Source organism: Aquitalea sp. USM4 (assembly GCF_004328945.1).
GTDB lineage: Bacteria > Pseudomonadota > Gammaproteobacteria > Burkholderiales > Chromobacteriaceae > Aquitalea > Aquitalea pelogenes.
This window is the reverse complement of sequence record NZ_CP029539.1, coordinates 2,632,924-2,655,742: the sequence shown is the minus strand read 5'-3', so window position 1 is coordinate 2,655,742 and position 22,819 is coordinate 2,632,924. Positions and strand designations below refer to the sequence as shown.

The 22,819-nt window shown below is 62.7% G+C and carries 22 protein-coding genes; 8 read left to right on the top strand and 14 right to left on the bottom strand.

Annotated elements, in window-relative coordinates; all coding sequences use genetic code 11:
* Positions 1-28: 28 nt before the first annotated feature.
* From DKK66_RS12295 to DKK66_RS12255, 9 genes are read right to left on the bottom strand one after another with little or no spacing between them, the layout of a single operon-like run.
* Positions 29-856, bottom strand: a complete 828-nt coding sequence (locus tag DKK66_RS12295; protein WP_131358463.1) for a polysaccharide deacetylase family protein — start codon at positions 854-856, stop codon at positions 29-31.
* Entirely contained in the window at positions 853-1,530 is a 678-nt protein-coding gene (locus DKK66_RS12290) for an alpha/beta fold hydrolase (protein WP_131358460.1), read from the bottom strand. Before DKK66_RS12290 ends, DKK66_RS12295 begins: the two co-directional genes overlap by 4 nt.
* Positions 1,514-3,853, bottom strand: coding sequence for an MMPL family transporter (locus DKK66_RS12285; protein ID WP_131358457.1), 2,340 nt, complete (start codon positions 3,851-3,853; stop codon positions 1,514-1,516). The genes DKK66_RS12290 and DKK66_RS12285 overlap by 17 nt, the downstream gene beginning before the upstream one ends.
* Positions 3,850-4,437: a LolA-related protein gene (locus DKK66_RS12280; RefSeq protein WP_082086492.1), complete on the bottom strand. Its 588-nt coding sequence runs from the start codon at positions 4,435-4,437 to the stop codon at positions 3,850-3,852. Before DKK66_RS12280 ends, DKK66_RS12285 begins: the two co-directional genes overlap by 4 nt.
* 7 nt (positions 4,438-4,444) lie before the next feature.
* Complete coding sequence (locus DKK66_RS12275; RefSeq protein WP_131358454.1) at positions 4,445-5,362, bottom strand: acyl-CoA synthetase; 918 nt, start codon at positions 5,360-5,362, stop codon at positions 4,445-4,447.
* Complete coding sequence (locus DKK66_RS12270; protein ID WP_045847459.1) at positions 5,359-5,658, bottom strand: 3-hydroxyacyl-ACP dehydratase FabZ family protein; 300 nt, start codon at positions 5,656-5,658, stop codon at positions 5,359-5,361. The genes DKK66_RS12275 and DKK66_RS12270 overlap by 4 nt, the downstream gene beginning before the upstream one ends.
* A 2-nt stretch (positions 5,659-5,660) precedes the next feature.
* A complete protein-coding gene (locus DKK66_RS12265) occupies positions 5,661-7,007 on the bottom strand; it encodes an AMP-binding protein (protein ID WP_131358451.1) in 1,347 nt (448 codons plus the stop codon).
* A gap of 32 nt (positions 7,008-7,039) precedes the next feature.
* Positions 7,040-7,696, bottom strand: coding sequence for a hypothetical protein (locus DKK66_RS12260; RefSeq protein WP_131358448.1), 657 nt, complete (start codon positions 7,694-7,696; stop codon positions 7,040-7,042).
* Positions 7,693-7,983 carry a phosphopantetheine-binding protein gene (locus DKK66_RS12255; protein WP_131358445.1) on the bottom strand — a complete coding sequence of 97 codons (291 nt, stop codon included), beginning with the start codon at positions 7,981-7,983 and terminating at the stop codon, positions 7,693-7,695. The genes DKK66_RS12260 and DKK66_RS12255 overlap by 4 nt, the downstream gene beginning before the upstream one ends.
* 243 nt (positions 7,984-8,226) lie before the next feature.
* Here DKK66_RS12255 and DKK66_RS12250 point away from each other — a divergent pair, with 243 nt between their 5' ends.
* From DKK66_RS12250 to DKK66_RS12230, 5 genes are all read left to right on the top strand, one after another.
* Positions 8,227-8,916, top strand: coding sequence for a phosphatase PAP2 family protein (locus DKK66_RS12250; protein WP_131358442.1), 690 nt, complete (start codon positions 8,227-8,229; stop codon positions 8,914-8,916).
* A gap of 39 nt (positions 8,917-8,955) precedes the next feature.
* Entirely contained in the window at positions 8,956-9,957 is a 1,002-nt protein-coding gene (locus tag DKK66_RS12245) for a hypothetical protein (RefSeq protein ID WP_242673488.1), read from the top strand.
* 266 nt (positions 9,958-10,223) lie between these two features.
* Positions 10,224-11,282 carry a cobalt transporter CbiM gene (cbiM, locus tag DKK66_RS12240; RefSeq protein ID WP_131358439.1) on the top strand — a complete coding sequence of 353 codons (1,059 nt, stop codon included), beginning with the start codon at positions 10,224-10,226 and terminating at the stop codon, positions 11,280-11,282.
* Complete coding sequence (cbiQ, locus tag DKK66_RS12235; RefSeq protein WP_131358436.1) at positions 11,279-12,130, top strand: cobalt ECF transporter T component CbiQ; 852 nt, start codon at positions 11,279-11,281, stop codon at positions 12,128-12,130. Before cbiM ends, cbiQ begins: the two co-directional genes overlap by 4 nt.
* On the top strand, positions 12,127-12,981 hold the full coding sequence (locus DKK66_RS12230) for an energy-coupling factor ABC transporter ATP-binding protein (protein WP_131358432.1): 855 nt from the start codon (positions 12,127-12,129) through the stop codon (positions 12,979-12,981). Before cbiQ ends, DKK66_RS12230 begins: the two co-directional genes overlap by 4 nt.
* A 28-nt stretch (positions 12,982-13,009) precedes the next feature.
* Here DKK66_RS12230 and nikR read toward each other — a convergent pair whose 3' ends face one another.
* On the bottom strand, positions 13,010-13,456 hold the full coding sequence (gene nikR, locus DKK66_RS12225) for a nickel-responsive transcriptional regulator NikR (protein WP_045847464.1): 447 nt from the start codon (positions 13,454-13,456) through the stop codon (positions 13,010-13,012).
* Positions 13,457-13,884: 428 nt separating this feature from the next.
* Between nikR and DKK66_RS12220 the strand changes: the two genes are divergently transcribed.
* Both DKK66_RS12220 and DKK66_RS12215 read left to right on the top strand, forming a co-directional pair.
* Entirely contained in the window at positions 13,885-15,039 is a 1,155-nt protein-coding gene (locus DKK66_RS12220) for an FIST signal transduction protein (protein ID WP_131358429.1), read from the top strand.
* 16 nt (positions 15,040-15,055) lie between these two features.
* A complete protein-coding gene (locus tag DKK66_RS12215) occupies positions 15,056-18,151 on the top strand; it encodes a response regulator (protein WP_131358426.1) in 3,096 nt (1,031 codons plus the stop codon).
* A 60-nt stretch (positions 18,152-18,211) separates the two neighbouring features.
* Here the strand turns inward: DKK66_RS12215 and DKK66_RS12210 are convergent, their stop codons facing one another.
* From DKK66_RS12210 to DKK66_RS12195, 4 genes are read right to left on the bottom strand one after another with little or no spacing between them, the layout of a single operon-like run.
* Positions 18,212-19,699 (bottom strand): aldehyde dehydrogenase family protein, encoded by a 1,488-nt coding sequence (locus DKK66_RS12210; protein ID WP_131358423.1) that lies wholly within the window; start codon positions 19,697-19,699, stop codon positions 18,212-18,214.
* A 48-nt stretch (positions 19,700-19,747) separates the two neighbouring features.
* Positions 19,748-20,101 carry a cupin domain-containing protein gene (locus DKK66_RS12205; RefSeq protein ID WP_045847471.1) on the bottom strand — a complete coding sequence of 118 codons (354 nt, stop codon included), beginning with the start codon at positions 20,099-20,101 and terminating at the stop codon, positions 19,748-19,750.
* Between the two features lie 38 nt (positions 20,102-20,139).
* Positions 20,140-21,543, bottom strand: coding sequence for an FAD-binding oxidoreductase (locus tag DKK66_RS12200; RefSeq protein WP_131358420.1), 1,404 nt, complete (start codon positions 21,541-21,543; stop codon positions 20,140-20,142).
* A gap of 58 nt (positions 21,544-21,601) precedes the next feature.
* Positions 21,602-21,847, bottom strand: a complete 246-nt coding sequence (locus DKK66_RS12195) for a hypothetical protein (protein ID WP_131358417.1) — start codon at positions 21,845-21,847, stop codon at positions 21,602-21,604.
* A gap of 3 nt (positions 21,848-21,850) precedes the next feature.
* Here DKK66_RS12195 and DKK66_RS12190 point away from each other — a divergent pair, with 3 nt between their 5' ends.
* Positions 21,851-22,771 (top strand): LysR family transcriptional regulator, encoded by a 921-nt coding sequence (locus DKK66_RS12190; RefSeq protein WP_062787629.1) that lies wholly within the window; start codon positions 21,851-21,853, stop codon positions 22,769-22,771.
* Positions 22,772-22,819 lie beyond the last annotated feature (48 nt).

The window sequence follows — 22,819 nt, the reverse complement described above, 5'->3', positions numbered from 1 at the left end:
ATGAATCAGCTTGGATTGGAAAACGGGCTCAGCTTGCGCGCTTGGCCGCAGCCGGTGCGGGTGAACAGGCTTGTGGCAGCGTCACGGCCTGTAGCTGGCGGCGGGACAGTTCTTCCAGCAGGCGCGGCAGCACCTGCAAGATGACCGGCGTACCGTCTGCCATGCGGGCGGCATTGCCATCGTGCAGCAGCAGTATATCGCCTGCGGCCAGTTGGCGGGTCAGTCTGGCGTATACCAGCGCCGGGTCCCGGACGCGCGTATCATAGCCACGGCGCGTCCAGCTCGCAAGAAACACCCCCAGCTGCTGCAATACCGGCTCCAGCAGCGGATTGCGCAAACCGGCAATCGGGCGGAAAAACTGCGGCGCGCGGCCGGTGATGGCCTGCAGGGTAGCCTGGCCCTCCCCCACTTCGCGCCGCCAGCCCGCAAGCCCGAATAACGATGTGTGCTTGCGATGCCGCTGGCCATGGTTTTCCACCGCATGGCCTTCTTGCGCTGCCTGACGCACCAGCTCCGGATAATGTACTGCCCGCTCGCCGATGCAGAAGAAAGTGGCTTTCACCTGATACTGCCGCAGGATGTCCAGCACCGCCGGGGTGACGGCCGGGTCCGGCCCGTCATCAATGGTGATGGCCACTTCGCCACGGCGGATGGCGGATGGCGGCAAGCGGGTCAGATTCGGCCCCAGCAGCGTGCTGCGCGGCAGCAGGCCCAGCAGCGCAATCAGCCCGTGCAACAGCACCAGCAAGCCCAGCAGGCCGGGCCACCACGCCGGTTGCCAGCACAGCAACAGCACAGCCAGCAGATGCAGCGCCAGGCACAGCTTGATGAATGGGGAAAACACCAGCGTGTTCATGTCTCGTCCTTCTGCCCCGGCACGTATTGCGCCAGCGGGCCATGTTCCAGCCAGTACCGCCATTGCTGCTGCCACACCGGCCAGCTGTGATCGCCCGCCATGCGGTGTACCCGTGCGGCGGGCAACAGGCTGGCCAGCAATTGCTGTCCGGCAGCAAAACGGTCGTCGTCGGCCAGGCTCAGCCACACCGGACAGCGCGTGGTTTGCTCGCGAGCAGCCAGCCAGTGCCACCAGCGTCGTTCGTCCTGCAAACCGGGCGCAGCATCCGCCCAGGCCTGCGGCCCGCCAGCTTGGCGGATTTCCTGCAGGATGTCGGCAGTACCGGGATAGGGAGCCAGCAAGAAGATGCCGCTCAGGTGTTCAGCATACACTGCCGCATAGTGCAGGGCATTGAAGGCACCCAGAGAAATCCCGGCCAGCCAGATGTTGCGATAGCCTTGCCCCAGCGCAGGCTGCAACACCGCCTGATGCAGGCTGTCGGCCACGGTACCGGCCAGCACCTGCTGGTAGCCCACATCGGCCAGCACGATGTCCAGCGGCAGGCCGCGCGCGCGCACTGCCGCCACCATGCCCTGCGCCAGCATGTCTTCCAGGCTGGCCTTGGCCGGCGGCAGCAGCACCAGCAAGTTCTCGGCGCGCTGTCCGGCGCGCCAGCTATCAGTCAGACAGCGCACGCGGGGTCATCCTTGCCATCATGGCGGCAAACACCAGCGCCAGCAGCGCGCCAATGGCCACCGTGCTGCCGATATAGGACAGCACCGGCACGCTGGAGCTGCCCAGCAAACCGAAGCTGGTGACGGTGGCCAGATTGGCCACCACCAGCGACACTTCCACCTGGCGCTGCTCGGCCGCACTGCCCAGTTGCTGCTTGTTGGCAAAAAACAGTGCGTAATTGGAGCCGATGGCCACCACCAGCAGCAGGCCCACCAGATGCAGAATGGTCAGCTGAATGCCGCAGGCATCAAGGATGGCCACGGTACACAGCACCGCGCAGCCCAGCGGAATGGTGACGCGCGCCGCTTGCAGCCAGCCGCAGGTCACACCCAAGAGCAGCAGGATGGCCAGACTGCCCAGCGAGGAGAACAACAAGGCTTCGTGGGTGTAGCTATCGAAAATGGCGGTGGTTTCTTCCAGCAGGTCGATCACGGTCACCTGCCCCAGCTGCTGGGCAGCCAGTGCCGCACGCACCTTGTCCAGCGCGATGTTTTCACCACTGGCCGGGCGCAGCGGCATCAGCACCAGATAACTGCCAGGCCGCTTGATCAGCATGGAATCCAGCAGCACGCTGGCCGCGCTGCCATGCAGGCTGGCACGGCTGAGCAGCGCTTGCTGCTGCGCACGGGTCACATCGCTGACAAACCCTTGCAGCTGTGCGGCATCCACCGGCAGGCCTTGCAGCGCCTCGGCCAGTCGTGGTGCGGCCGTACCCGCTGGCGGCAAGGCAGCCTGCCGCGCACGCTGGGTGGCGATGCTAGGCAGCAGTTCGTCCGGGGTGTGGAAGCCGCCAATCACGTTCTGCCGGTTCAATTGCTGCAATACCCGGCGCGTACGCTCGGCCAGTTGCAGGGCGCTTTCCTGATCCGGCGCGCTGAAGCTGGCCACATAGCGCATGTCATTGCCGCCCAGATCAGCCCGCAGTTCGGCATCCAGCTTGTTCTGCGCGGGTGAGGTGGAACTCAGTGCATTGAGCTGGCGGTTCCAGATGTCCTGATGATGCAGCACCAGCACCGCCACCGCCGCCAGCATGGCTACCGCCAGCAGCCAGCGCAGGCGGGTCAGGCCGTCCAGTACTTTTTGCAGCAGCAGGCCGGGCTTGCTCAGGTCGCGCAGGTTCAGCCGTGCCGGCATCAGCAGCGGCAGCACATAGCGCGTCACCAGTGCGGCCGTCACCAGCCCGCTGATGGAATACAGACCCAGTTGCGACAGGCCGGGGAAGCTGGAACACATCAGCGCGGCAAAGCCGGTGATGGAGGTCAGCACCCCCAGGCGGATGGTGCGCCAGAAGTGCGAGGGGTTACCGCCCCCGGCACGCTGGATAAACAAATAGATGGAGTAATCCACCGCCTCGCCGATCAGCGTGGTGCCAAAGCCCAGCGTCAGGCCATGCACATGGCCAAAGCCCAGACTGACGCTGGCAATGCCCACCAGCGCGCCGGACACCACCGGAATCAACCCCAGCAGCAATAGCGGCAGCGAGCGGTAGACCAGCAGCAGCAAGGCCACCACCAGCAAGGTGCCCAGGGTGGCCAGCCGTTCCACCTCGCCCTGGATGATGTTGCGCGAGGCCACCGAAATGACGCTGGTGCCACTCATCACCAGCCGGGTGTCGGCATGGCGGGCAGGCAGGCTGGCAAAAGCCTGTTTCACATCTTCCAGCGCCGCCGCCTGCGCGTCGGTATTCAGGCCGGACTCGGCCAGTTGCAGCAGCAATACCGCACGTTTGCCGTCGCGCGACACCCAGATGTCGTTACTGGTGCTGGGCTGGCTTTCGCCCATGAACTGCTCGAGGATTTGCAGGGTTTCGCCGGTCGGGTCACGCGGCAGGATTTTCTTGACGATCAGCCCGGCATCGCCGGACATCGCCAGCAGGGTATCCTGGATGGCGTCATGCATTCCGGCTGCAGTAAAGCGCTGCGGCGTGACAGCCGGGCTCAGCAGATAACGGTTGTCGAAGAAATACTGCTGGTCGCGCTGTTGGGTCTGGCGGTTGCCGTTCTGCACCGCGGTAAAGCGCGGATTGCCGGACAGCTTGCCCACCAGCAGGCGCGACAGGCGGCCGCGTTCGGCCTCGTCCGCACCTTCAATCCCCACCAGCACCAGCCGGGCAATGGCACCGTCGCGCAGCTGGTCGATCAGCATCTGCTGGCGCGCACTGGGCAGCTTGGGCATGAAGGCGGACAGGTCGGCGACAAAACGGGTCTGGCTGATCACCAGCACCGAGGCCAGCATGGCCGCCAGCCAGATCAGGATGACCGGCTTGAACAATCTGGTTTTCATTTGGCGCTGGTGCCGGTAATGGTCATTTCCGAACGGTCGCCATCCGCCTGCAGAAATTCGATGGTCTTCACCTGGGCGCGGCTACCGGCTATGCGGATCTGGCTGATCACCTTTTGCATGCGCGCTTGCAGCGGTGTCAGCTTGAGCTGCCATTCGTCGCTGCCACCGGACAGCGACGGGGTGTAATAGCGTTCCAGCGCGCTGCGGTCGCCCGACAGGGTGGCGCGGATGCTTTCGACAAAGGCCGATACTTCCGGTCGGTCGGACAGATTCACGCTCATCTTGCGGCCATCGCTACGCTCCAGCGTCAGCTTGTTGCCTTCCAGCAGCACGGCTTCTGCCTTGGGCTTGAGGGTGCGCTTTTCCAGCCGGTCCGGTGCGGTGAAAGCCAGTTCGCCAGAGGACTCCAGCGGCTGCTTGAGCATGGCGATGTATTTTTTCTCGACAAAGGTGGCGGTGCCGGACTTCTTTTGCCCCAGTTGCTGCATCAGGTCGGCCAGGGAGAAATCGGCGGCATGCAGGCTGCCTGCAGAAAGGACCACAAACAATCCGGCCAGGGTCTTGCTGATGATGGATACACGCATGATCGGTCTAGCTTTCATCCCAGAAATCGTAAAAATTGAACCAGTTGTACGGATAGGCCCGGCAATGACGTTCCAGTGCCGCAACGTATTTGTCCAGCAGCGACTGCATGGCCGCCTCACGCCGGGCCCGACCCACGGTAGAAAAGTCTTCCAGCAATTCAAAATGCACCCGGTAGCGGTTGCCACCCAGGTAAATGCCCGCCATGAAATACACCGGCTGCTTGAGCATGGCGGCCATGCGCAGCGGGCCGCTGGGAAAACGGGCGGGTGCGCCCAGCAGCATGCGGCTGAGGTATTCGTCCGGCCCGGCGGCACGGTCGGCCAGAATGCCCACCAGTGCGCCCTCTTCCAGCCGGGCATGCACCTTGAGCATGGCGTCCATGGTGCCCAGCGGAATGATGTCCGGCGCCAGCGCCGGGTTGATGGCATGCAAGGCCTGGTTGATCTGGCGGGCGTTTTCCGGATACATCGCCATGCTCACCTGCATGTCGGGACGAAAACGCGCCATGGCGCGCAGCACTTCAAAGCTGCCCAGATGCGCGCCAAACAGCAACAGGCCCTGCCCGCCTTCCTGATGCCGGTGCAGGGCTTCGGCACCTGACAGGTCGATCTCGAACACATCAAACCGGTCGCGCAGCAAATAAACCCGGTCGTGGATGGTGCTGGCAAAACTCAGCACATGGCGATACACATCGCGCCAGCGCGCCGGACGGCCCAGGCTGCGCTCCAGATAACGCCGCGAGGCCTGTACCGCCTTGCCGCCGAACAACACGAAATACATCGCAATACCGTACAGCACCAGCCGGGAGCAAGGCCTGCCCAGCCAGCAGGACAGCGCCGACATGATGCGCAACCAGAAGCGGCTGCCGCGCTCCTGCTGCCGCATCCACTGCGGGCTGGCCGGTGCATCGGTCTGCTGGCTCACGCTGCAGGCTCCGCTGCCAGCACGAATTTACCGTCCGCCACTTTTTCATCACCGCGCGAGATGACAAAGGCCACGCTGGCTGCATCCTGTCGCCAGGCCAGCTGCAAGCTGTCGCCCGGCGCTACCGGACGATGGAACTTGGCCTGGGCTAGCCCGGCCAGTTGCACTCCGGCAGCCTGTTCGATGGCCAGTTGCGCATGGTCCAGCAACACCACGCCGGGCAAGACCGGCTGGCCGGGAAAGTGACCGGCATAAGCCGGATGATCGGCGGCTATCACCAGGGGAAGGGTCTGCATGCTCAGTGTTTTCCGGAAAGATGACGGGCAATCAGTTCCTGCAGGGTACGGGCCAGGATCTTGCCATTGCCGTCACGCGGCAGGGCATCGACAAACACGATCTGGCGCGGCAGGAACACCGAATCCAGATGCTGGCGCAGGCCGGCCAGAATGGCGGCCTTATCCAGCGCAGGTGCCACCACGAACACGGCCAGACGTTCGACTAGCTCGTCACTGCCGCGTTCCGGCACACAGTACACACCATCCACCACTCCCGGCAGGCCGGTAAGCACGGCATTGAGGAAGGACAGCGAACTGCGCTTGCCCGCCACATTGATCATATTGGCCTTGCGGTCCACCAGCCGGAAATGCTGCGGGCTGAACAGTTCTACCGTGTCATTGAGCATTTGCGGGGTCTGGTACACCTCGCCCACTGCCCACAGCTCGCCGTCACGCTGCTCCAGCGCAATCCCCTGCAAGGTATGCCAGGTGCTGTCGATATCGGTTTCCCGCGTGGCCACCTGACCGGTTTCGGTGGAGCCGTAGATTTCGAGCACCGGGCAGCCAAGCTGCTGCCGGGTTTGGGCTGCCAGCTCGACAGACAAGGGCGCGGTGGCCGACAGGATGGCGGCAATCGGCGGCAGCGCGATATTGGCATCCAGCAATTTGCGCAGATGAAATGGCGTGATCACCAGCAGACGCGGCGCGGGCATCCCGGCCAGCGCATCGGCAATGTCGGCGGGGAAAAACGGAATGCGCCCGGACAGGCGGCCACCGGCCAGAATGGGCAGCAGCACGCTGGATTCCAGCCCGTACATGTGGCGGATGGGCACCGTGCCCACCACCGAACAAGGCTGGCCGGCCACACCCCACACCCGTTCGGCGCCGGCCAGAATGGCCAGCCGCAGACGGCCAAATGTCTTGAAATGCGGCATGGGCGTGCCGGTGGAGCCCGAGGTATACAGGCAGGCAACCTGCTGGTCGTACGGAATCTGCGGCATAGGGGCCGCCGCCAGTTCCTTGCGTGCCGCCAGCGTGTCGATTTGCATGTAAGGCAGGCCGGGCACCGGGTTGTCTGGCTGATCGCCCAACACCAGCAGATCGGCTTGTTCGCTGGCGACCGCTGCCAGATGCTCGGGTGCCGCCGAATTGGGCAGGATGGTCAGCATATTGCGGGCAATCGCCGCAAACAGTGCCACGGCAAACCAGTAACGGTCGTTACACATGTTCAGCACCCGCGGGTGAGCGGGCAAAGCGGCAGCAAGGGTGAGCACCTGGGCTTGGAAGGTGCCACGGTTGATCACCTGGCCGTGCACATGGGCAAAATCGGCAGCGGGGTCAGCAGCAGGAAGAAGCGGTATCAGATTCATGGATTCGATGGCAAGGTAGCCGCAGCGGCAGCCTACTGGCTGGTGTCACGGCCCTGCGTGTACTTTCGGTATGACTGTATGGTGTGGGCGATGCTGAACGAGGGGCTGTCCGGTAAAGCCAGCCGGCGCACCAGGTATTCGCCGCCAAACATCAGGCCCAGTGACAGCGGCGTGCACACGGCGGCATAAAATGCCCACCACGACAGGGGTGCCAGCGCAAACAGACCCAGCGACAGCAAGGCGGACAAGGCAAAATACAGCGTCCAGGCCAGCGTCACTTTCCAGGTGTAGTGGAAGTAAGCTGCATCCAGCGATCCGGCAACGGCGATGCGGGCGATACGCGAACACAGGGCATTCTCGTGACTGCCCAGGGTACTGCCGAACATGAAGCCAAGGCCGCACATGATGCCGGCGTGCTGCAACAGGTAGAACCAGGCGGCATGGGTCAGCAACTGGTCAACATTGAGCGCAATGGCCAGCAGCACGACAGCTGCCAGCAGCATGACAGGCCAGCGGAAGCGTGAATTCCAGCCCGCCGTCAGCAGGCCCAGGGTCAGCGGTGCCGCCCCCACCACCACCGCATACAGCGGCGGATGACGGGAGGAGGACGCCAGATAATCCATCACCACATAAAACAGGCCGGCCAGCGCCAGTACAGCCAGGCGCATGCTGCGCCACAGCCGGGTCATTTGCTGCGATGCTCGCGAATATAAGCCGCCAGTTTGCGCAAGGAGGCAAAAATGGTGGAGTTGTCTTCGTTGTCGGCTTTCATTTGCACGCCAAACTGCTTGGACATGACCAGCGCGATTTCCAGGATATCAATGGAGTCGATTCCCAGTTCATCACCATACAGCGGCGCATCAGGAACAATTTCCGCCGGGGCAATGTCAAGATTCAGCGCGGAAACGATCAGACCGGCAATTTCGCTTTCCAGCGCCAGGTCTGGTGTATTCGATTCAGAAGAGTGTTGTTCCATGATTTGCAATAATCGTATCGGTATTAATAAACAAGTTGCCCGCAATCGCCAATGTCACAGTGTTTCGGTATCATCGCCGGTCGTCACGCGCTATCACCTGGCGCATGGCGATTGAGGCATGCTGTTACCTTTTGGACGGCAAGGACTACAGCAGCAAAAAAATGAAGCGCGAGTATAACAATATGCCCACTTGCTTGCCACACGGCGGCAGACAGACTATTGCATATGTGTCAAGGAGCTGATTTGAACAAGGGCATTCTTTATCGCCAAGGCGAGGATGGATTTCTGGCGACGGTTTTCACCCGCTTCTGGTTCAAGATGTTCGGCACCATGGGTTTTACCCTGCTGTTTTTTGTCGCCTATGTTTACCTGCTGCATCACCCGGCTGGCGCAGTCCATATCGTGCCGGCCAGTGCTCTGGATCGCTGGCTGCCGTTTCAGCCCTGGGCCTTGCCGGTTTACCTGTCGCTATGGGTTTATGTGTCGCTGCCACCGGTGTTGATGCTGTCACACCGTGAAATCATCCGTTACGGCTACAAAGTGGCGCTGCCCTGCCTCAGCGGACTGCTGGTGTTTTATTTCTGGCCCAATGCCATTGCCCCGCCAGACATAGACTGGCAGCAATATCCCGGTGTGGCCTTTCTGAAAAACGTGGATACCGCCGGCAATGCCTTCCCGTCGCTGCATGTGGCAACTGCGGTATTTTCCGGAGTCTGGCTGCACTGGCGCCTTAAAGTGCTGAACTGGGGCCGTGCGCTGCAAGGACTGAACCTGCTGTGGTGTGTGGCCATTGCCTACTCCACCCTGGCGGTAAAACAGCATGTGGCGCTGGATGTGCTGGCAGGTACCCTGCTGGGCCTTGGCAGTGCATGGCTGGTACGCTTGCGTGCGCATGCCATGCAGCTGGATCGCGGCGTGCCGTCTGGCCGTTAAACCCTTTTGTCGACAACTTCCCTTACCGCAGCTGGCAGCATGTACCCCGATACCCGTTTGCACTACACCTTCCCTCATCCGCTTGGCCCGGTGGCTATCGCTCCTGCACAGATTCTGGGCATGTGCCGGCTGGGCCGGGACGATCAGCAGCCGGACTGGCCCTTGCAATCCGTGCGGATGCCGGTGCTGGGCCCGGCTACGGCGGGCATGCAGGAAGTCTGGCATACCAGCCTGCCAGCGCAGGATGGCCGCTTCCATGACATTCATTACCGTCGCGCAGGCGGCCTGCTGTTTGGCGTCATCACACTGGATGAAGGGCAGTTTGCCATGCAGGACGGAGCCACCGCCTTGCAGGCCCTGGCCGAGACCGCCTACCGCCAGCTGTTTGCCCTGCTGGACGCACAGCACTGCCCGCACCTGTGGCGGGTGTGGAATTACATTCCGCGCATCAATGTCGAGGAGCACGGCATGGAGCGCTACCGCCAGTTCAATATCGGCCGCCATCAGGCTTTTGCCGGCAGCCGGCGTCCGGTGCATGGCAGTCCGGCCGCCTGTGCGCTGGGGACGGCAGATGGCCCGGTCAGCATTGCCTTTCTGGCAGCAGACAGCCCTGCCCTGCCCATCGAGAACCCGCGCCAGGTCAGCGCCTTTGCCTACCCGCAGCAATACGGCCCGGTGAGCCCCACCTTCAGCCGCGCCGCGCTGGCCGGTCAGCCTGGCGCGCAATGGCTGTTCATTTCCGGCACCGCCAGCATTATTGGCCACCTTACCGTGCATGTAGGTGATGTGGCCGCACAAACCGCGGAAACCTTTGCCAATATCGCCATCCTGCTGGAACAGGCCAACCGTCAGCAGCCGCGTCAGCCTTTCACCCTTGCCGGGCTGGACTACCGGGTGTATGTACGCCATGCCGCCGACTATCCCGCCGTGCGTGCGGCGGTACTGGCACAGCTGGGCGAAGACAGCCACGTGGTGTATGTGCAGGCGGACATCTGCCGTGCCGACCTGCTGGTGGAAATAGAAGCCCAGGGCGCAGGCTGAAACCCACCCCGGCATGCACCAGAACGGTCAGGTACTGCTCGCTTTGGTGCAGCACTGCATAGCCGCTTTCCACCCCCACCTGCATCGCCAGCCCTCACCGCCAGCCGCTTTACAGCCCGCAGCTGCACGCTGCACGCCCCGCCCGGCAGCACTGACAACGTCATGACAGATGGCATGAGTCTTGCTAAGATTTCATACATTTTAAAAAATATTCATACACAGCCTGCACCATGTTTTCCGGTGACAGGCCCGAGAAAGGCAAGCGCATGCACATTCCAGATGGTTATCTCAGCCCGTCCACCTGCGTCGTGACCCTGGCCATTGCCCTGCCGTTCTGGCTGCTGGCCTACCAGCGTGCCAAACGCCTGCTGCACACCCGGCTGGTGCCATTGTTTGCCGTGTTCTCGGCTTTCAGCTTTGTCATCATGATGTTCAACCTGCCCCTGCCCGGCGGCACCAGCGGCCATGCGGTGGGCATGGGCATTGTCAGCATCGTGCTGGGGCCGTGGGCGTCCATCATTGCCATCTCGCTGGCCTTGCTGATTCAGGCGCTGTTTTTTGGTGATGGCGGCATCAGCAGCTTTGGTGCCAACAGCCTGAACATGGCCATCGTCGGTTCGCTAGTGGCCTGGGGCAGTTATCGCCTGCTGGCTGCCGGTGCGCCGCTGGCCTCGCGCCGCCGCGTGGTGGCAGCCGGGTTGGCCGGTTATCTCGCCATCAATGCTTCTGCCCTGCTGGCCGCCATCGAATTCGGCGTGCAACCCATGCTGTTTCACGACGCCAGCGGCACCCCACTGTACGCGCCTTATCCGCTGTCGGTGGCCATTCCGGCCATGATGATTGGCCACCTGAGTTTTGCCGGGCTGGCGGAAATGCTGCTCAGTGCCGGTCTGGTGGCTTATCTGCAACGCGCTCATCCGGCCTTGCTGGCCGGTTCTGCCAACATCACCACGGCAGGCAGCCGTCAGGGCAGCAGCGTGCGTCAGCTGTGGTATGGCCTGGCAGGGCTGATGATTTTGTCGCCGCTGGGCCTGCTGGCAGCCGGAACCGCCTGGGGGGAATGGGGTGCGGAAGACTTTGCCAACCCGGCGGCCCGTCAGGAAATCATCCGGGCATCCGGCCTGCATGCCTTGCCGGATAGCGCTCCGGAGGGCCTGTCCAGACTGGCCGGTTTGTGGTCCGCCCCCTTCCCCGACTATGCCCCGGCCTTCATTCACAGCCCGGCTTTTGGCTATGTGCTGTCCGCCGTGTTTGGTGCCGGGTTGATCCTGCTGTGCCTTTTGCTGCTGGCCCGGCTGGGCGGCAAGCGTGGCCTGCCGCAGTGAGTGAACAATCGTTTCTGGCCGGCAAGCACCGCCATCACGGCAATATTGCCGAGCGCATGGTGCATGGCTTGCAGCAGGTGATGGAGCATGCGCTGGATGCCGAAGCCATCAGCGCCACACCCGGCCTGCTGCAACAACTGGACCCGCGCATCAAGCTGCTGTCCTTGCTGGCGGTGCTGGCCGCCACCCTGCTGGCAAGCCAGCTCACCACGCTGCTACTGCTGTTTGTGCTGGCGGTAGTGCTGGCGCTGGCATCGCAAATCTCGCTATCCCGCTTGTACCGCCAGGCATGGCTGAGCGTGCTGCTGTTCAGCGGCATGCTGGCCCTGCCTGCCATCTTCATGGTGCCGGGTGAACGGTTGCTCACCCTGCCGCTGCTGCACTGGCACATCACCCGGCAAGGGCTGTCCAGCGCCGCCTTTTTGCTGGGCCGGGCCGAAGTTTCGGCCAGCTTTGCCCTGCTGCTGATGCTGACCACGCCGTGGATGCATGTGCTCAAGGCCATGCGCAGCCTGGGCGTGCCGGTGCTGCTGGTGGCCTTGCTGGGCATGACGCATCGCTATGTGTTTGTGCTGTTGCAAACCGCCAGCCAGATGTTCGAAGCGCGCCGCAGCCGCCTGCTGGCTCCGCCATCGGGCCGCATGGCCCGCCAGCTGGTGGCCAGCACCAGCGGCGTGCTGCTGGGCAAGGCCTTGCAGCTCAGTAGCGAGGTGCACATGGCCATGGTGTCACGCGGCTATCGGGGCGAGGTTTACCTGCTGCACAATTTTCACACCCGCAAGCGCGACTGGTGCGCGCTGCTGCTGGCCTTGGCGCTGCCCTTGGTCATTGTCTGGAATCACGCATGAGCACACCGGTTTTTGCCCTGGACAGGGTGAGTTATCACTATCAGCAGCATGCTGCCTTGCACGCGGTGTCACTGGAGATTGCCGCCGGTAGCCGGGTGGCACTGCTGGGGGCCAATGGCTCGGGCAAATCCACCTTGCTGCGCCTGCTGGACGGGCTGTATTTCGCCACGGCAGGCGAGCTGCGTGCCTTTGGTGAGGTGCTGAGCGAGGCGGCGCTGGCGGATGAAGCCAGCCATTATGCGTTTCGCCGCCGGGTGGGTCTGGTGTTCCAGAACCCGGACGTGCAACTGTTCAACCCCACGGTGTTTGACGAACTGGCCTTCGGCCCGCTGCAACTGGGCTGGCCGGAAGCGCAAATCCGCAGCGCGATTGACGCCAGCTTGCAGCAGTTTGGCATCAGCCATCTGCAACAGCGCGCACCACACCGGCTATCCGGTGGCGAGCGCAAACGGGTGGCGCTGGCCTCGGTGCTGATCATGCAACCCGAAGTACTGCTGCTGGACGAACCCACCGCCGCGCTGGACCCGGCCAGCCAGAGCGAAGTCATCCGTTTTCTGCAGGAAAGCCAGGGACAGGGGCGCACCATCATCACCGCCACCCACGACCTGGACAGCGTGGCCGACATTGCCGACCACGTCATCGTGCTGGCCGACGGCCAGGTGGCGGCACAGGGCAGCCCGGCCGACATCCTGTCCGACCACGCCCTGCTGGCACGCACCCATTTGCTGCATGCCCACCCGCATCGCCATGCCGACGGGCAGGTGCACAGCCATCCGCACCAGCATGGCCACCGGCACAAGCATGGCACCAACGCTGGCCGTTACCGCCGCTTCGGCATGGGTCGCTCCTAGCAAGGCAATAACTAAGGCAATAACTGGATCAGCGGCCGGATTTCTTGCGATAACCCAGGCCCGTGCTGGCTGAAGGCTTGACCGGAATCAGCTGCACCTGGCCGTGGCGCACCCCGGTTTCGGCAATCACCGAACGGGCAAAGCTTTCCACCTCGCCACTGTCGCCGCGCAGGATTACCGTTTCGATACAATCTTCATGACTGATGTGGGCGTGCATGGTGGCCACCGCCAGGTCGTGGTGGTCGTGCTGCAAGCCGGTCAGCCGGGCGGACAGTTGCCGCTCGTGATGATCAAACACATAGCTGAGCACCGCCACGCAGGGGCCGCCCTGCTCGCTGGCCAGATTGTCCTCGCCCAGTTCGCGGCGCAGCATGTCGCGCACCGCCTCGGACCGGCTGCTGTAACCGCGCCGGGTCATCCATTCGTCAAATGCCTGTGCCAGCTCGTCGCTCAGCGAAATGGTGAGTCTTTGCATGCCTGTCTCCACAAAATCCGTGTCGCAGCATAGCAGACCAAGGCGGTTTGGGGTTTACCAGGCCCGAAGGGAGCCTCGCCTTCTTTACGAAGGCTCGCCGAGCTTTACCAAGCCGACATGACAATTGTCATCTCAGGCTGCTGACAAAGTGATTTGGTGCGATTCTACCGGACCCGGCCAAGCCGGGCCTTTCGACCCAGTGATTGATGCCGCAGCCTGTCCATCGAATCCCAATCCCCCCGCCCTTTCCCTGAAAGGGAGCCTCGCCTTCTTTGCGAAGGCTCACCGAGCTTTACCAAGCCGACATGACAATTGTCATGTCGGCTTGGCGCAAATGCTGCGATAGTCCATCACGATACATCCACCTTGCCATTGCCCGTCCATGGCCCAGAATCAAAGACAGGCCAACTCCCAGCCAAGAGCACATCATGCAGATACGGCAGCTTAGCCTCCATCATGACCAGCCAGCACCCGACCAGCTTGCCGCGCTACAAACGCTGGCACCACAACTGCTGCTGGTGTTTGCCGCACCCGCCTATTTTGACGGGGGGACGTTGCTCTCCAGCCTGGCAGCGGCCTTGCCTGGCTGTGTGGTGCTGGGCTGTTCGACCGCAGGCGAGATTGCCAGCCAGGGCGTGGATGAAGGCAGCGCGGTGCTGACGGCCATCCACTTTGACCACACCCGTGTGACCAGTGCCACCACCGTGCTGGACGGCATGCAGGATTCACAGGCCGCAGGCCAACGGCTGGCCACGGCCTTGCAGGCGGATGACTTGCAACTGCTATTGCTGCTGGCACCCGGCACCGATATCAACGGCACCGCCCTGCTGGATGGCCTGCAACAGGTATTGGGTGATACCGTTCCGGTGGTGGGCGGCATGGCTGCCGATAATGGCCGTTTCTGCCAGACTTTCACCCTGCATCAGTCCGGCTGGAACGACCACCAGCTGGTGGCCGTCGGCCTGTATGGACGGCAGCTGCAAGTGGGACATGGCTCCTGCGGTGGCTGGACCACGTTTGGCCCGGCACGGCAGGTCAGCCGCTGCCAGCAGAACATTCTGTACGAACTGGATGGCGCACCGGCGCTGGAAGTGTACAAACGCTATCTGGGCGAATACGCCAGCGACCTGCCCGGCAGCGGCTTGCTGTTTCCGTTTGCCATGCTGGGACGCTGCGGCGAAGACCAGGGCGTGATTCGCACTATTCTGGGCGTGAACGAACAGGATGGCAGTCTGACCCTGGCCGGTGAACTGACCAGCGACAGCCAGCTGAAACTGATGCATGCCGGCACCGACAGCCTGGTGCACGGGGCGGAGCAGTCTGCCATGGCTGCCCGGCTGAACAAAGCAGGCCACCAAGACAGCTTGGCGCTGCTGGTATCCTGCGTGGGACGCAAGCTGGTGATGGGCGACCGGGTGGATGAAGAAGTGGAAGCCGTGGCCGACGTACTGGGCAGCCAGATGGTACTGGCCGGTTTTTATTCCAATGGCGAAATCAGCCCCTTTGCCGTGGGGCAGCCCAGCCGGCTGCACAACCAGACCATGACCATCACCACCCTGCGTGAAATCGCGCAAACAGATTGAAATCAGCAGGACAGGCATGCAAAACACACTGCTACGCCAGCTCAGGCGCACCATGGGCATTGCCGATGAAACCAGCCTGCAACAGGTGCTGGACGGCTTTGAGCGGCTGGCCGGGCTGGCAGACACCGACCCGACCATCGCCACCGCCCTGCGCGGCTTTACGGGCTTGCTGCAAAGAGTGGGCGACAGCTACAGCCAGCAAGACCGCGACATCAGCCTGCGCAGCCGCAGCCTGGAACTGAGCTCGGCCGAGCTGGGCGAGGCCAACCAGCGCCTGCAGGCGGAACTGGGCAAGCGCGAGCAGGCCATTGCCCGCCTGCAAGACACCATTCGCCTGCTGCGCAAGGAAACCGGCCAGCCAGACAGCGCACAGCCAGAGGACGATCTGGAAGGGCTGATCAATGTCGTCTCCGCACTGGTGGCCTACCGCCAGCATGGCCAGCAGGCCATCCGCCAGGCCCGGCAGGCACTGGAGAACCAGAAGTTTGCGCTGGACCAGCACGCCATCGTCAGCATTACCGACCGCTACGGCAATATCAGCTATGCCAACGACAAATTCTGTGAGATCAGCGGCTTCAGCCGGGAAGAGCTGATCGGGCGCAACCATAATCTGGTGAATTCCGGCCTGCACTCACCGGCCTTCTTTGCCGAGATGTGGCGCACCATTCGCGCCGGCAAGGTGTGGACCGGAGAAATCCGCAACCGCGCCAAGGATGGCAGCCTGTACTGGGTGGCCGCCACCATCGTGCCCTTTGCCGACGAGCATGGGGAGCCCGAGCAGTTTGTCGCCATCCGCACCGACATCACCGCCCGGCATCAGGCCAGCGAGCGCCTGCAAGAGCAGCTGCACTTTGTCGAGGAACTGGTGGAAGCCATGCCGATGCCGGTGTATGTCAAAGGGCCGGACCTGCGCTATCAGCTGATGAACCGCGCCTTTGCCGAACTGTTTGGCATCCGGCGCGAAGACTTCCTGGGCAAAACCTCCGCACACCTGCTGGATGCGGAGCTGGCCAGCTACCACCAGCGCCGAGACCGCGAGCTGCTGAACGAAGTGTCGCGCCAAAGCTATGAAACCACCCTGCAGCACCAGGATGGCACGGTACGTTACGGCATCATCCACAAGGCCACCCTCACCCGGCCCGATGGCAGCATTGCCGGGCTGATCGGCACCATTGCCGACATTACCGAACTCAAACTGCTGGCACGGGAATCGCGCCAGGCCCGCGAAGTGGCCGAGGCCGCCAACCGCGCCAAGAGCGAATTCCTGGCCAATATGAGCCATGAAATCCGCACGCCGATGAACGGCATTCTGGGCATGACCGAACTGGCGCTGGATACCGAGCTGAACCGGGAGCAGCGTGAATACCTGGATGTGGTGAAATCCTCCACCGAAGCGTTGCTCACCGTCATCAACGACATCCTGGATTTTTCCAAGCTGGAAGCGGGCAAGATGGTGATTGACCAGACCGCCTTCGGGCTGGAAAGCGTGCTGGCCAGTACGGTCAGGAACATGGCCATGCATGCCGAACAAAAAGGCCTGGAATTGGCCTGCCGCATGGCCCCGGACATTCCGCCGGTATTGCTGGGCGATGCGGGCCGGCTGCGGCAAATCCTGCTCAACCTGTTGTCCAATGCCATCAAGTTCACCCAGCACGGCGAAGTTTTGCTGCGCGCCTCCTTGCTGGAACAGGAAGGCGAACAAGTGGTGGTCAAGTTTTCGGTCAGCGACAGCGGCATCGGCATTGCCCGCGAACAGCAGGAAAGCATTTTTGAAGCCTTTGTCCAGGCCGACAGTTCCACCACACGCAAATACGGCGGCACCGGTCTGGGACTGTCCATCTGCAAACGGCTGGTGGACATGATGCATGGCCAGATGTGGCTGGAAAGCCGCCCCGGACATGGCAGCACCTTCCACTTCACCATCCGTTTTACCCGCGTGGCCGCAGCGCAACTGCCGGTCCCCTTGAACCCGGACGCGCTGCGCGGCAGTCATGCACTGGTGGTGGACGACAACCGCATCAACCGCGACATCCTGCAAGAAACCCTGGCGCACTGGGGAGTGAGTGTCGATACAGCCGACAGCGGTGCCCGTGCGCTGGCCCTGTTGCAACAGCCGGGCAAGTCCTACCGCTTTGTCCTGCTGGACGGCATGATGCCGGACATGGACGGGCTGACCACCGCCCGCCACATCCAGGCACTGGGTCTGCAAGCGGCACCGCGGCTCATCATGCTGTCCTCGGCCAGCACACAGGACAGCAGGCTGTATCAGCAAGCCGGCATCTGCTGCCACATTGCCAAGCCGGTGTTGCAGTCCGAACTGCAGGAAACCATTCTGCAGGCACTGGGCGACACCCCCTGCTGCGCCAGCACCAGCACGCCCCCGGCCAAACTGAAATACGACAGCCAGCCCTTGCGGGTGCTGGTGGTGGAAGACAATGTGGTCAACCAGCAGCTGGCCATCAATCTGCTGCAACGCTGGGGCCATCAGGCCACCCTGGCCGAAGATGGCCGGCAAGCACTGGAAATCCTGGCCCAAGAACAGTTCGACCTGGTGTTGATGGACATGCAGATGCCGGTGATGGGCGGACTGGAAGCCACCCGGCGCTACCGACAGCAAGAAGCCCCAGGCCAGCACCTGCCCATCATTGCCATGACCGCCAATGCCTTGCAGGGCGACCGGGAACAATGCCTGGCCGCCGGGATGGACGACTACCTGAGCAAGCCGGTGCGCGCGGCCGACCTGCAACAACTGCTGCAACGCCACACCAGGGCAGCGCCCATCTCGTTTGACTATCAGGCAGCACTGGGCCAGCAGGATGCGGAAATCGTCGACATCGTGGCGGACAGTTTTCTCAACAGCTTTCCAGGTGAAATGCACAGCCTGCATCAGGCGCTGGCCGCTGGAGACAGCACCCGCCTGAAACGGGTGGCCCATACCCTGAAGGGCAATGCCGCGCTGTTTGGTGCCAGCCCCATGGTGAATGCCGCCGGCCAGCTGGAAATCCTGTCCAGCGACTTGGGCAGTCCGCTGATTCCCGCCTTGCTGCAACAACTGGAACAAGCCTTCCCGGCCTTGCAAAGCGCGCTGCGCCAGCGACAGGCAACAGGCTGAAGCCAGCAAAAAGGGCGCGGCCACACTGGCAGCGCCCTGTTCGGTCAATCGTGGCGGAGTTTAGCCGCGCTGCGGATACCAGCCCACCAGGCCCGGTTGCAGATTGATGCTCACCTGCTTCACCTGCTGGTATTCCAGCAGGCCGTTGACGCCCAGATCGCGGCCATAGCCGCTCATCTTGTAGCCGCCCCACGGTGCTTCGTTGAAGGTGGGGTTGTAGCAGTTGATCCAGGTGACGCCCGCACGGACTTCCTTCACCACCCGCAGTGCACGTGCGCCATCGCTGGTGAACACCCCGCCAGCCAGGCCGTAGGGCGTGTCATTGGCCATGGCGATGGCTTCGGCCTCCGAGGTGAAAGTCTGGATGGCCACCACCGGGCCGAATACTTCCTCGCGCACGATGTCCATGTCGCGGGTGCAATTGTCGAAGATGGTAGGCCGCACAAAGTAACCGTTGGCGCACTCGCCCTCGACATAGCGCTCCCCGCCACATACCAGTGTTGCGCCTTGCTGCTTGGCGCGCTCGATATGGCCCAGCACCTTTTCCAGCTGCGCGGCGGACACAATCGCGCCCATGTCGGCATCCTTCATGCCCGGAGCAATAGTCATGGCATTGGCGCGTTCGGCCAGTCGGGCGACAAAGCGGTCCTTGATGCTTTCTTCAATCAGGATGCGCGAACCGGCCGAGCATACTTCGCCCTGGTTGAAGAACACGCCTATCATCGCCCATTCCACCGCGCCTTCCAGATCGGCATCGGCAAAGATGATGTTGGGCGACTTGCCACCCAGTTCCAGCCCCACTTTTTTCAGGTTACCCACTGCCGCGGCGGCAATGGTCTGCCCGGTGCGAGTGCTGCCGGTGAAGGTGATCATGTCCACATCATGGCTGGCGGCCAGTTCCTGCCCGGCGGCCGGACCGCTGCCCAGCACCAGGTTGGCGGTGCCCGGAGGCAGGCCGACGGCATCGAAAATTTCAAACAGGGCCACCGCTGACAGCGGGGTGACTTCGCTGGGCTTGAACACCACAGCATTGCCCGCCGCCAGCGCCGGCGCCAGTTTCCAGGTGGCCATCAGCAAGGGGTAGTTCCACGGGGTGATCAGTGCGCACACGCCCACTGGCTCGTGCATGGAATAAGCATGCATCGGGCCAAAGCCGTCGCTGACTTCATACACCCCACCCTGCGGCTTGGTGATCAGCCCGGCGTAATAGCGGAAACAGGCCACCGCATCGTCCACATCGCAGCGCGCTTCGCGCAGTGGCTTGCCATTGTCCAGCGTGTCCATCACCGCCAGCTCGTCGGCGCGGGCGGCAATGGCATCGGCAATACGCAGCAGCATGTCGGCGCGCTTGGGCCCGGCCATGCGCCTCCAGCTGCCGTCATGGTCAAAGGCATGGCGCGCGGCGGCAATTGCCTGCTTGCTGTCCTCGGCCACGCTGTCGGTGACCAGGGCAATCACTTCGCCATTGGACGGGTTGATGACTTCGCGGGTAGCGCCGCTGACCGAGGCTTGCCAACGGCCATTGATGTAGTTGTTGCGCACTTCCATGTTTCTTCCTCCTGCCTTGCCATTGTTGTGCCGGGCGGTCTGTGCCGCTCAGGCGATGTAGATCTTGCGCAGTGTTTGTGTCACCACCCAGGTGGTGGCGGTGCCGGCAGCCAGATGGCCCACGGTGCCGGGCTGCAATTCCAGCGGTGGGCGGCCATCGGCAAACTGCACGCTGGCCTTACCTGACAGCACGATGAAGAATTCGTCCACTTCCACATCGGTGGTGACACTGGGCGACATTTCCCACACACCGATGCTGCAACCGTGCAACTGGCCCAGCTCGGCCGTGCCCACCCGGGCGGGGCCGCTCATGACCTGATCGGCCGGGACTTCGCGATATTCCAGCGCAATGCGCGTGGCGTCCACGCTGAGATTGGCCAGCAGGGCAAAGGGATTGGACATGCTTGCTTCCTTGGATGGTCAGAAAAGGACGAACGGATTCAGGAATCGAAACCCAGGCCCAGCGCATCCATGGTGCGCAGCATCAGATTGCGCTTGCCATGGTTGTGGTCGGCCCGGTTCAGCGACCAGCGCGTGGCCTGCACAGCGACATAGGTCAGCGGCTCCGGCGGAAACGGTGGCGGTATTTCGCGCACCATGCGCAAGCGGGTTCGCGGTGTGTCCAGCCCTTCTATCTTGTCCAGCAGCACATTGGCGGCAAAGCGGGTGGCCCCTACGCCCAGACCGGTAAAACCGGCGGCATAGGCCACCTTGCCGCCACGCGCCAGCGCAAAAAAGGCACAAAAACGGGTAGACGTATCGATGGCCCCGCCCCAGCGATGGCTGAAGCGCAGCCCGGCCAGTTGCGGAAAGGTAGTAAAGAAGTGACTGGCCAGCCGGGTGAACGAAGCCGGGCGGTCGTCATAGGCATCATCCACCTTGCCGCCAAAGTTGTAGACGGCATCGTAGCCGCCAAACAGGATGCGGTTGTCGCGGGTGATGCGATAGTAATGAAACTGGTTGGCCATGTCGGCAATGCCCTGGCGGTTGTGCCAGCCGATGGACGCCAGCTGTTGCTCAGTGAGCGGCTCGGTCATCAGCACATAGTCGTACACCGGGATGGTGTGCCAGCGGTAACGCTTGAGCAGCGAGGGGAAGGCATTGGTGGCCAGCACCACGCGGGCGGCATCCAGCTCGCCCTGCTCCGTCGCCAGCCGCACCCGGCTGCCGCGGCTGTGCAGCGCGGTGACGGCGGATTGTTCGTGAATCTGCACACCCAGCTCAACCGCCACCCGCGCCAGTTCCAGCACCAGCTTGCCGGGGTGGATCATCGCCGTGCTGTCTTTTTCCCAGATGCCGGACAGGAAGGTGGGCGAATTGAGCTCGGCGCGGATCTGCGCGGCATCCATATAACCTTCGCCACGCAGTTGCTCGTCCTGATAGGGCTCCACCGCCACCACCAGTACGCCGGTGCGCTCGAAGTCACAGTCGATGCCGTAGCGGCGGATGGTGGCTTCGATTTCATCCAGATTCTGCAGGCCCAGGGCCTCCAGCTGCGGCATTTCTTCCGGCCAGCGCTGCTCACCATTTTCCTCGCCATGGGTGATGCTGGCTTCACAAAAACCGCCGTTGCGGCCGGACGCAGCCCAGCCCACCTGCCGGCCTTCCAGCAGGGTGACCGAGCGCGACGGGTTGCGTTCCTTGGCCAGTATGGCGGTCCACAGGCCGAGAAAACCACCGCCGACAATGGCCAGATCAGCACTGGCCTTGCCTTGCAGCGGAGGGAAACTGCGGCGCAGGTGCGCCACATCATCTCCCCAGAACGGGCGGTTGACGCTGCCAGCCAGCGCGGCATCGATCAGCTCTTGTTGCGGTGCCTCACGTTCAAACACGATTTGCGGCATAAAACAGATATTCCTCGGGCATGGGACAGTTCACAGGGAGATGCACCGCGCTGCAACGTTAACCGGCAGTCGTGGTGTCGATCATGCGATGTCGGCTGTTGGCACGCAAGTCGCGCAGCAAGATGCAGCAAGGCGCAGCCGACATCATGGCGGATAGCCCGGTAGCACTGCGCAGCCCCACACCATGCAACAGCCATCCGGCACCCGTTGGTACATGGGCAGCTTGTTGCTTGGCATAGCTTGAACCAGGTGATATGTTGAGATAAATCCCGAATTTCTTATCTTCAGTTTCAAAAATACTCAACTGATGAGCAAAAAAAAATCCCTGGGCCAGGTCAGCGATTTTGATATCCGCCTGCTGCGCCTGTTCAAGACCGTAGTCGAATGCGGCAGCTTTTCCGCTGCGGAAAGCGTGCTGGGCATCAGCCGTTCCGCCATCAGCCTGCACATGGGCGATCTGGAAAAGCGGCTGGGTATTTGCCTGTGCCAGCGTGGCCGCGCCGGCTTTGCCCTCACCGACGAAGGCCGGGCCGTGCTGCACGCCAGCCAGACCATGCTGTCGGCCATCGAGGAATTCCGCACCGAGGTGAACCAGCTGCACCACCAGCTGCGCGGCGAGCTGAACATCGGCATCATCAACAATCTGGTCACCCAGTCGCACATGCACCTGACCCATGCGCTCAAATCCTTGAGTGCGCGCGGGCCGGGGGTGCGCATCAATATTTCCATGACCACCCCCAGCGAAATCGAACTGGGCGTGCAGGACGGCCACCTGCACGTGGGCGTGGTGCCGCTGATCAACCCGCTGTCCGGGCTGGACTACCTGCCGCTGTACGAAGAACATTCGCTGCTGTATTGCAGCCGCGAACACCCCTTCTTTGCCCGCGCCGACAGCGATATCAGCCAGGACGAGCTGCACAGCGCCGAAGCCATCGCCCCCAACTACCGGCTGACCGTGGACGCCATGGCGCAACACCATGCGCTCAACTGCACGGCCACCGCGTCAGACCGGGAAGGCATTGCCTTTCTGATTCTCACCGGCGGCTATATCGGCTTTTTGCCGGACCACTTTGCCGCCGGCTGGGTGGCGCAAGGGGTGATGCGTCCCTTGCATCCGCAACAATTCTGTTACGACATTCCGCTGAACGTGGCCATGCGCAAGGGACGACGGCCCAATCTGGTACTGGAATACTTTCTGCAAGCACTGGAGCAAAGCCGTAACAGCTGACACCAGCCAGGCCTGTCCGACATGCAAAAGCCCCCTTGCGGGGGCTTT

What these genes read in the sequence shown, in the direction of transcription:
- DKK66_RS12295 (WP_131358463.1), bottom strand. Translation starts at nt 856, where the DNA reads ATGAACACGCTGGTGTTTTCCCCATTCATCAAGCTGTGCCTGGCGCTG.
- DKK66_RS12285 (WP_131358457.1), bottom strand. Translation starts at nt 3,853, where the DNA reads ATGAAAACCAGATTGTTCAAGCCGGTCATCCTGATCTGGCTGGCGGCC.
- DKK66_RS12280 (WP_082086492.1), bottom strand. Translation starts at nt 4,437, where the DNA reads ATGCGTGTATCCATCATCAGCAAGACCCTGGCCGGATTGTTTGTGGTC.
- DKK66_RS12270 (WP_045847459.1), bottom strand. Translation starts at nt 5,658, where the DNA reads ATGCAGACCCTTCCCCTGGTGATAGCCGCCGATCATCCGGCTTATGCC.
- DKK66_RS12265 (WP_131358451.1), bottom strand. Translation starts at nt 7,007, where the DNA reads ATGAATCTGATACCGCTTCTTCCTGCTGCTGACCCCGCTGCCGATTTT.
- DKK66_RS12260 (WP_131358448.1), bottom strand. Translation starts at nt 7,696, where the DNA reads ATGACCCGGCTGTGGCGCAGCATGCGCCTGGCTGTACTGGCGCTGGCC.
- DKK66_RS12255 (WP_131358445.1), bottom strand. Translation starts at nt 7,983, where the DNA reads ATGGAACAACACTCTTCTGAATCGAATACACCAGACCTGGCGCTGGAA.
- DKK66_RS12245 (WP_242673488.1), top strand. Translation starts at nt 8,956, where the DNA reads ATGTACCCCGATACCCGTTTGCACTACACCTTCCCTCATCCGCTTGGC.
- cbiM (WP_131358439.1), top strand. Translation starts at nt 10,224, where the DNA reads ATGCACATTCCAGATGGTTATCTCAGCCCGTCCACCTGCGTCGTGACC.
- DKK66_RS12230 (WP_131358432.1), top strand. Translation starts at nt 12,127, where the DNA reads ATGAGCACACCGGTTTTTGCCCTGGACAGGGTGAGTTATCACTATCAG.
- nikR (WP_045847464.1), bottom strand. Translation starts at nt 13,456, where the DNA reads ATGCAAAGACTCACCATTTCGCTGAGCGACGAGCTGGCACAGGCATTT.
- DKK66_RS12220 (WP_131358429.1), top strand. Translation starts at nt 13,885, where the DNA reads ATGCAGATACGGCAGCTTAGCCTCCATCATGACCAGCCAGCACCCGAC.
- DKK66_RS12215 (WP_131358426.1), top strand. Translation starts at nt 15,056, where the DNA reads ATGCAAAACACACTGCTACGCCAGCTCAGGCGCACCATGGGCATTGCC.
- DKK66_RS12210 (WP_131358423.1), bottom strand. Translation starts at nt 19,699, where the DNA reads ATGGAAGTGCGCAACAACTACATCAATGGCCGTTGGCAAGCCTCGGTC.
- DKK66_RS12205 (WP_045847471.1), bottom strand. Translation starts at nt 20,101, where the DNA reads ATGTCCAATCCCTTTGCCCTGCTGGCCAATCTCAGCGTGGACGCCACG.
- DKK66_RS12200 (WP_131358420.1), bottom strand. Translation starts at nt 21,543, where the DNA reads ATGCCGCAAATCGTGTTTGAACGTGAGGCACCGCAACAAGAGCTGATC.
- DKK66_RS12190 (WP_062787629.1), top strand. Translation starts at nt 21,851, where the DNA reads ATGAGCAAAAAAAAATCCCTGGGCCAGGTCAGCGATTTTGATATCCGC.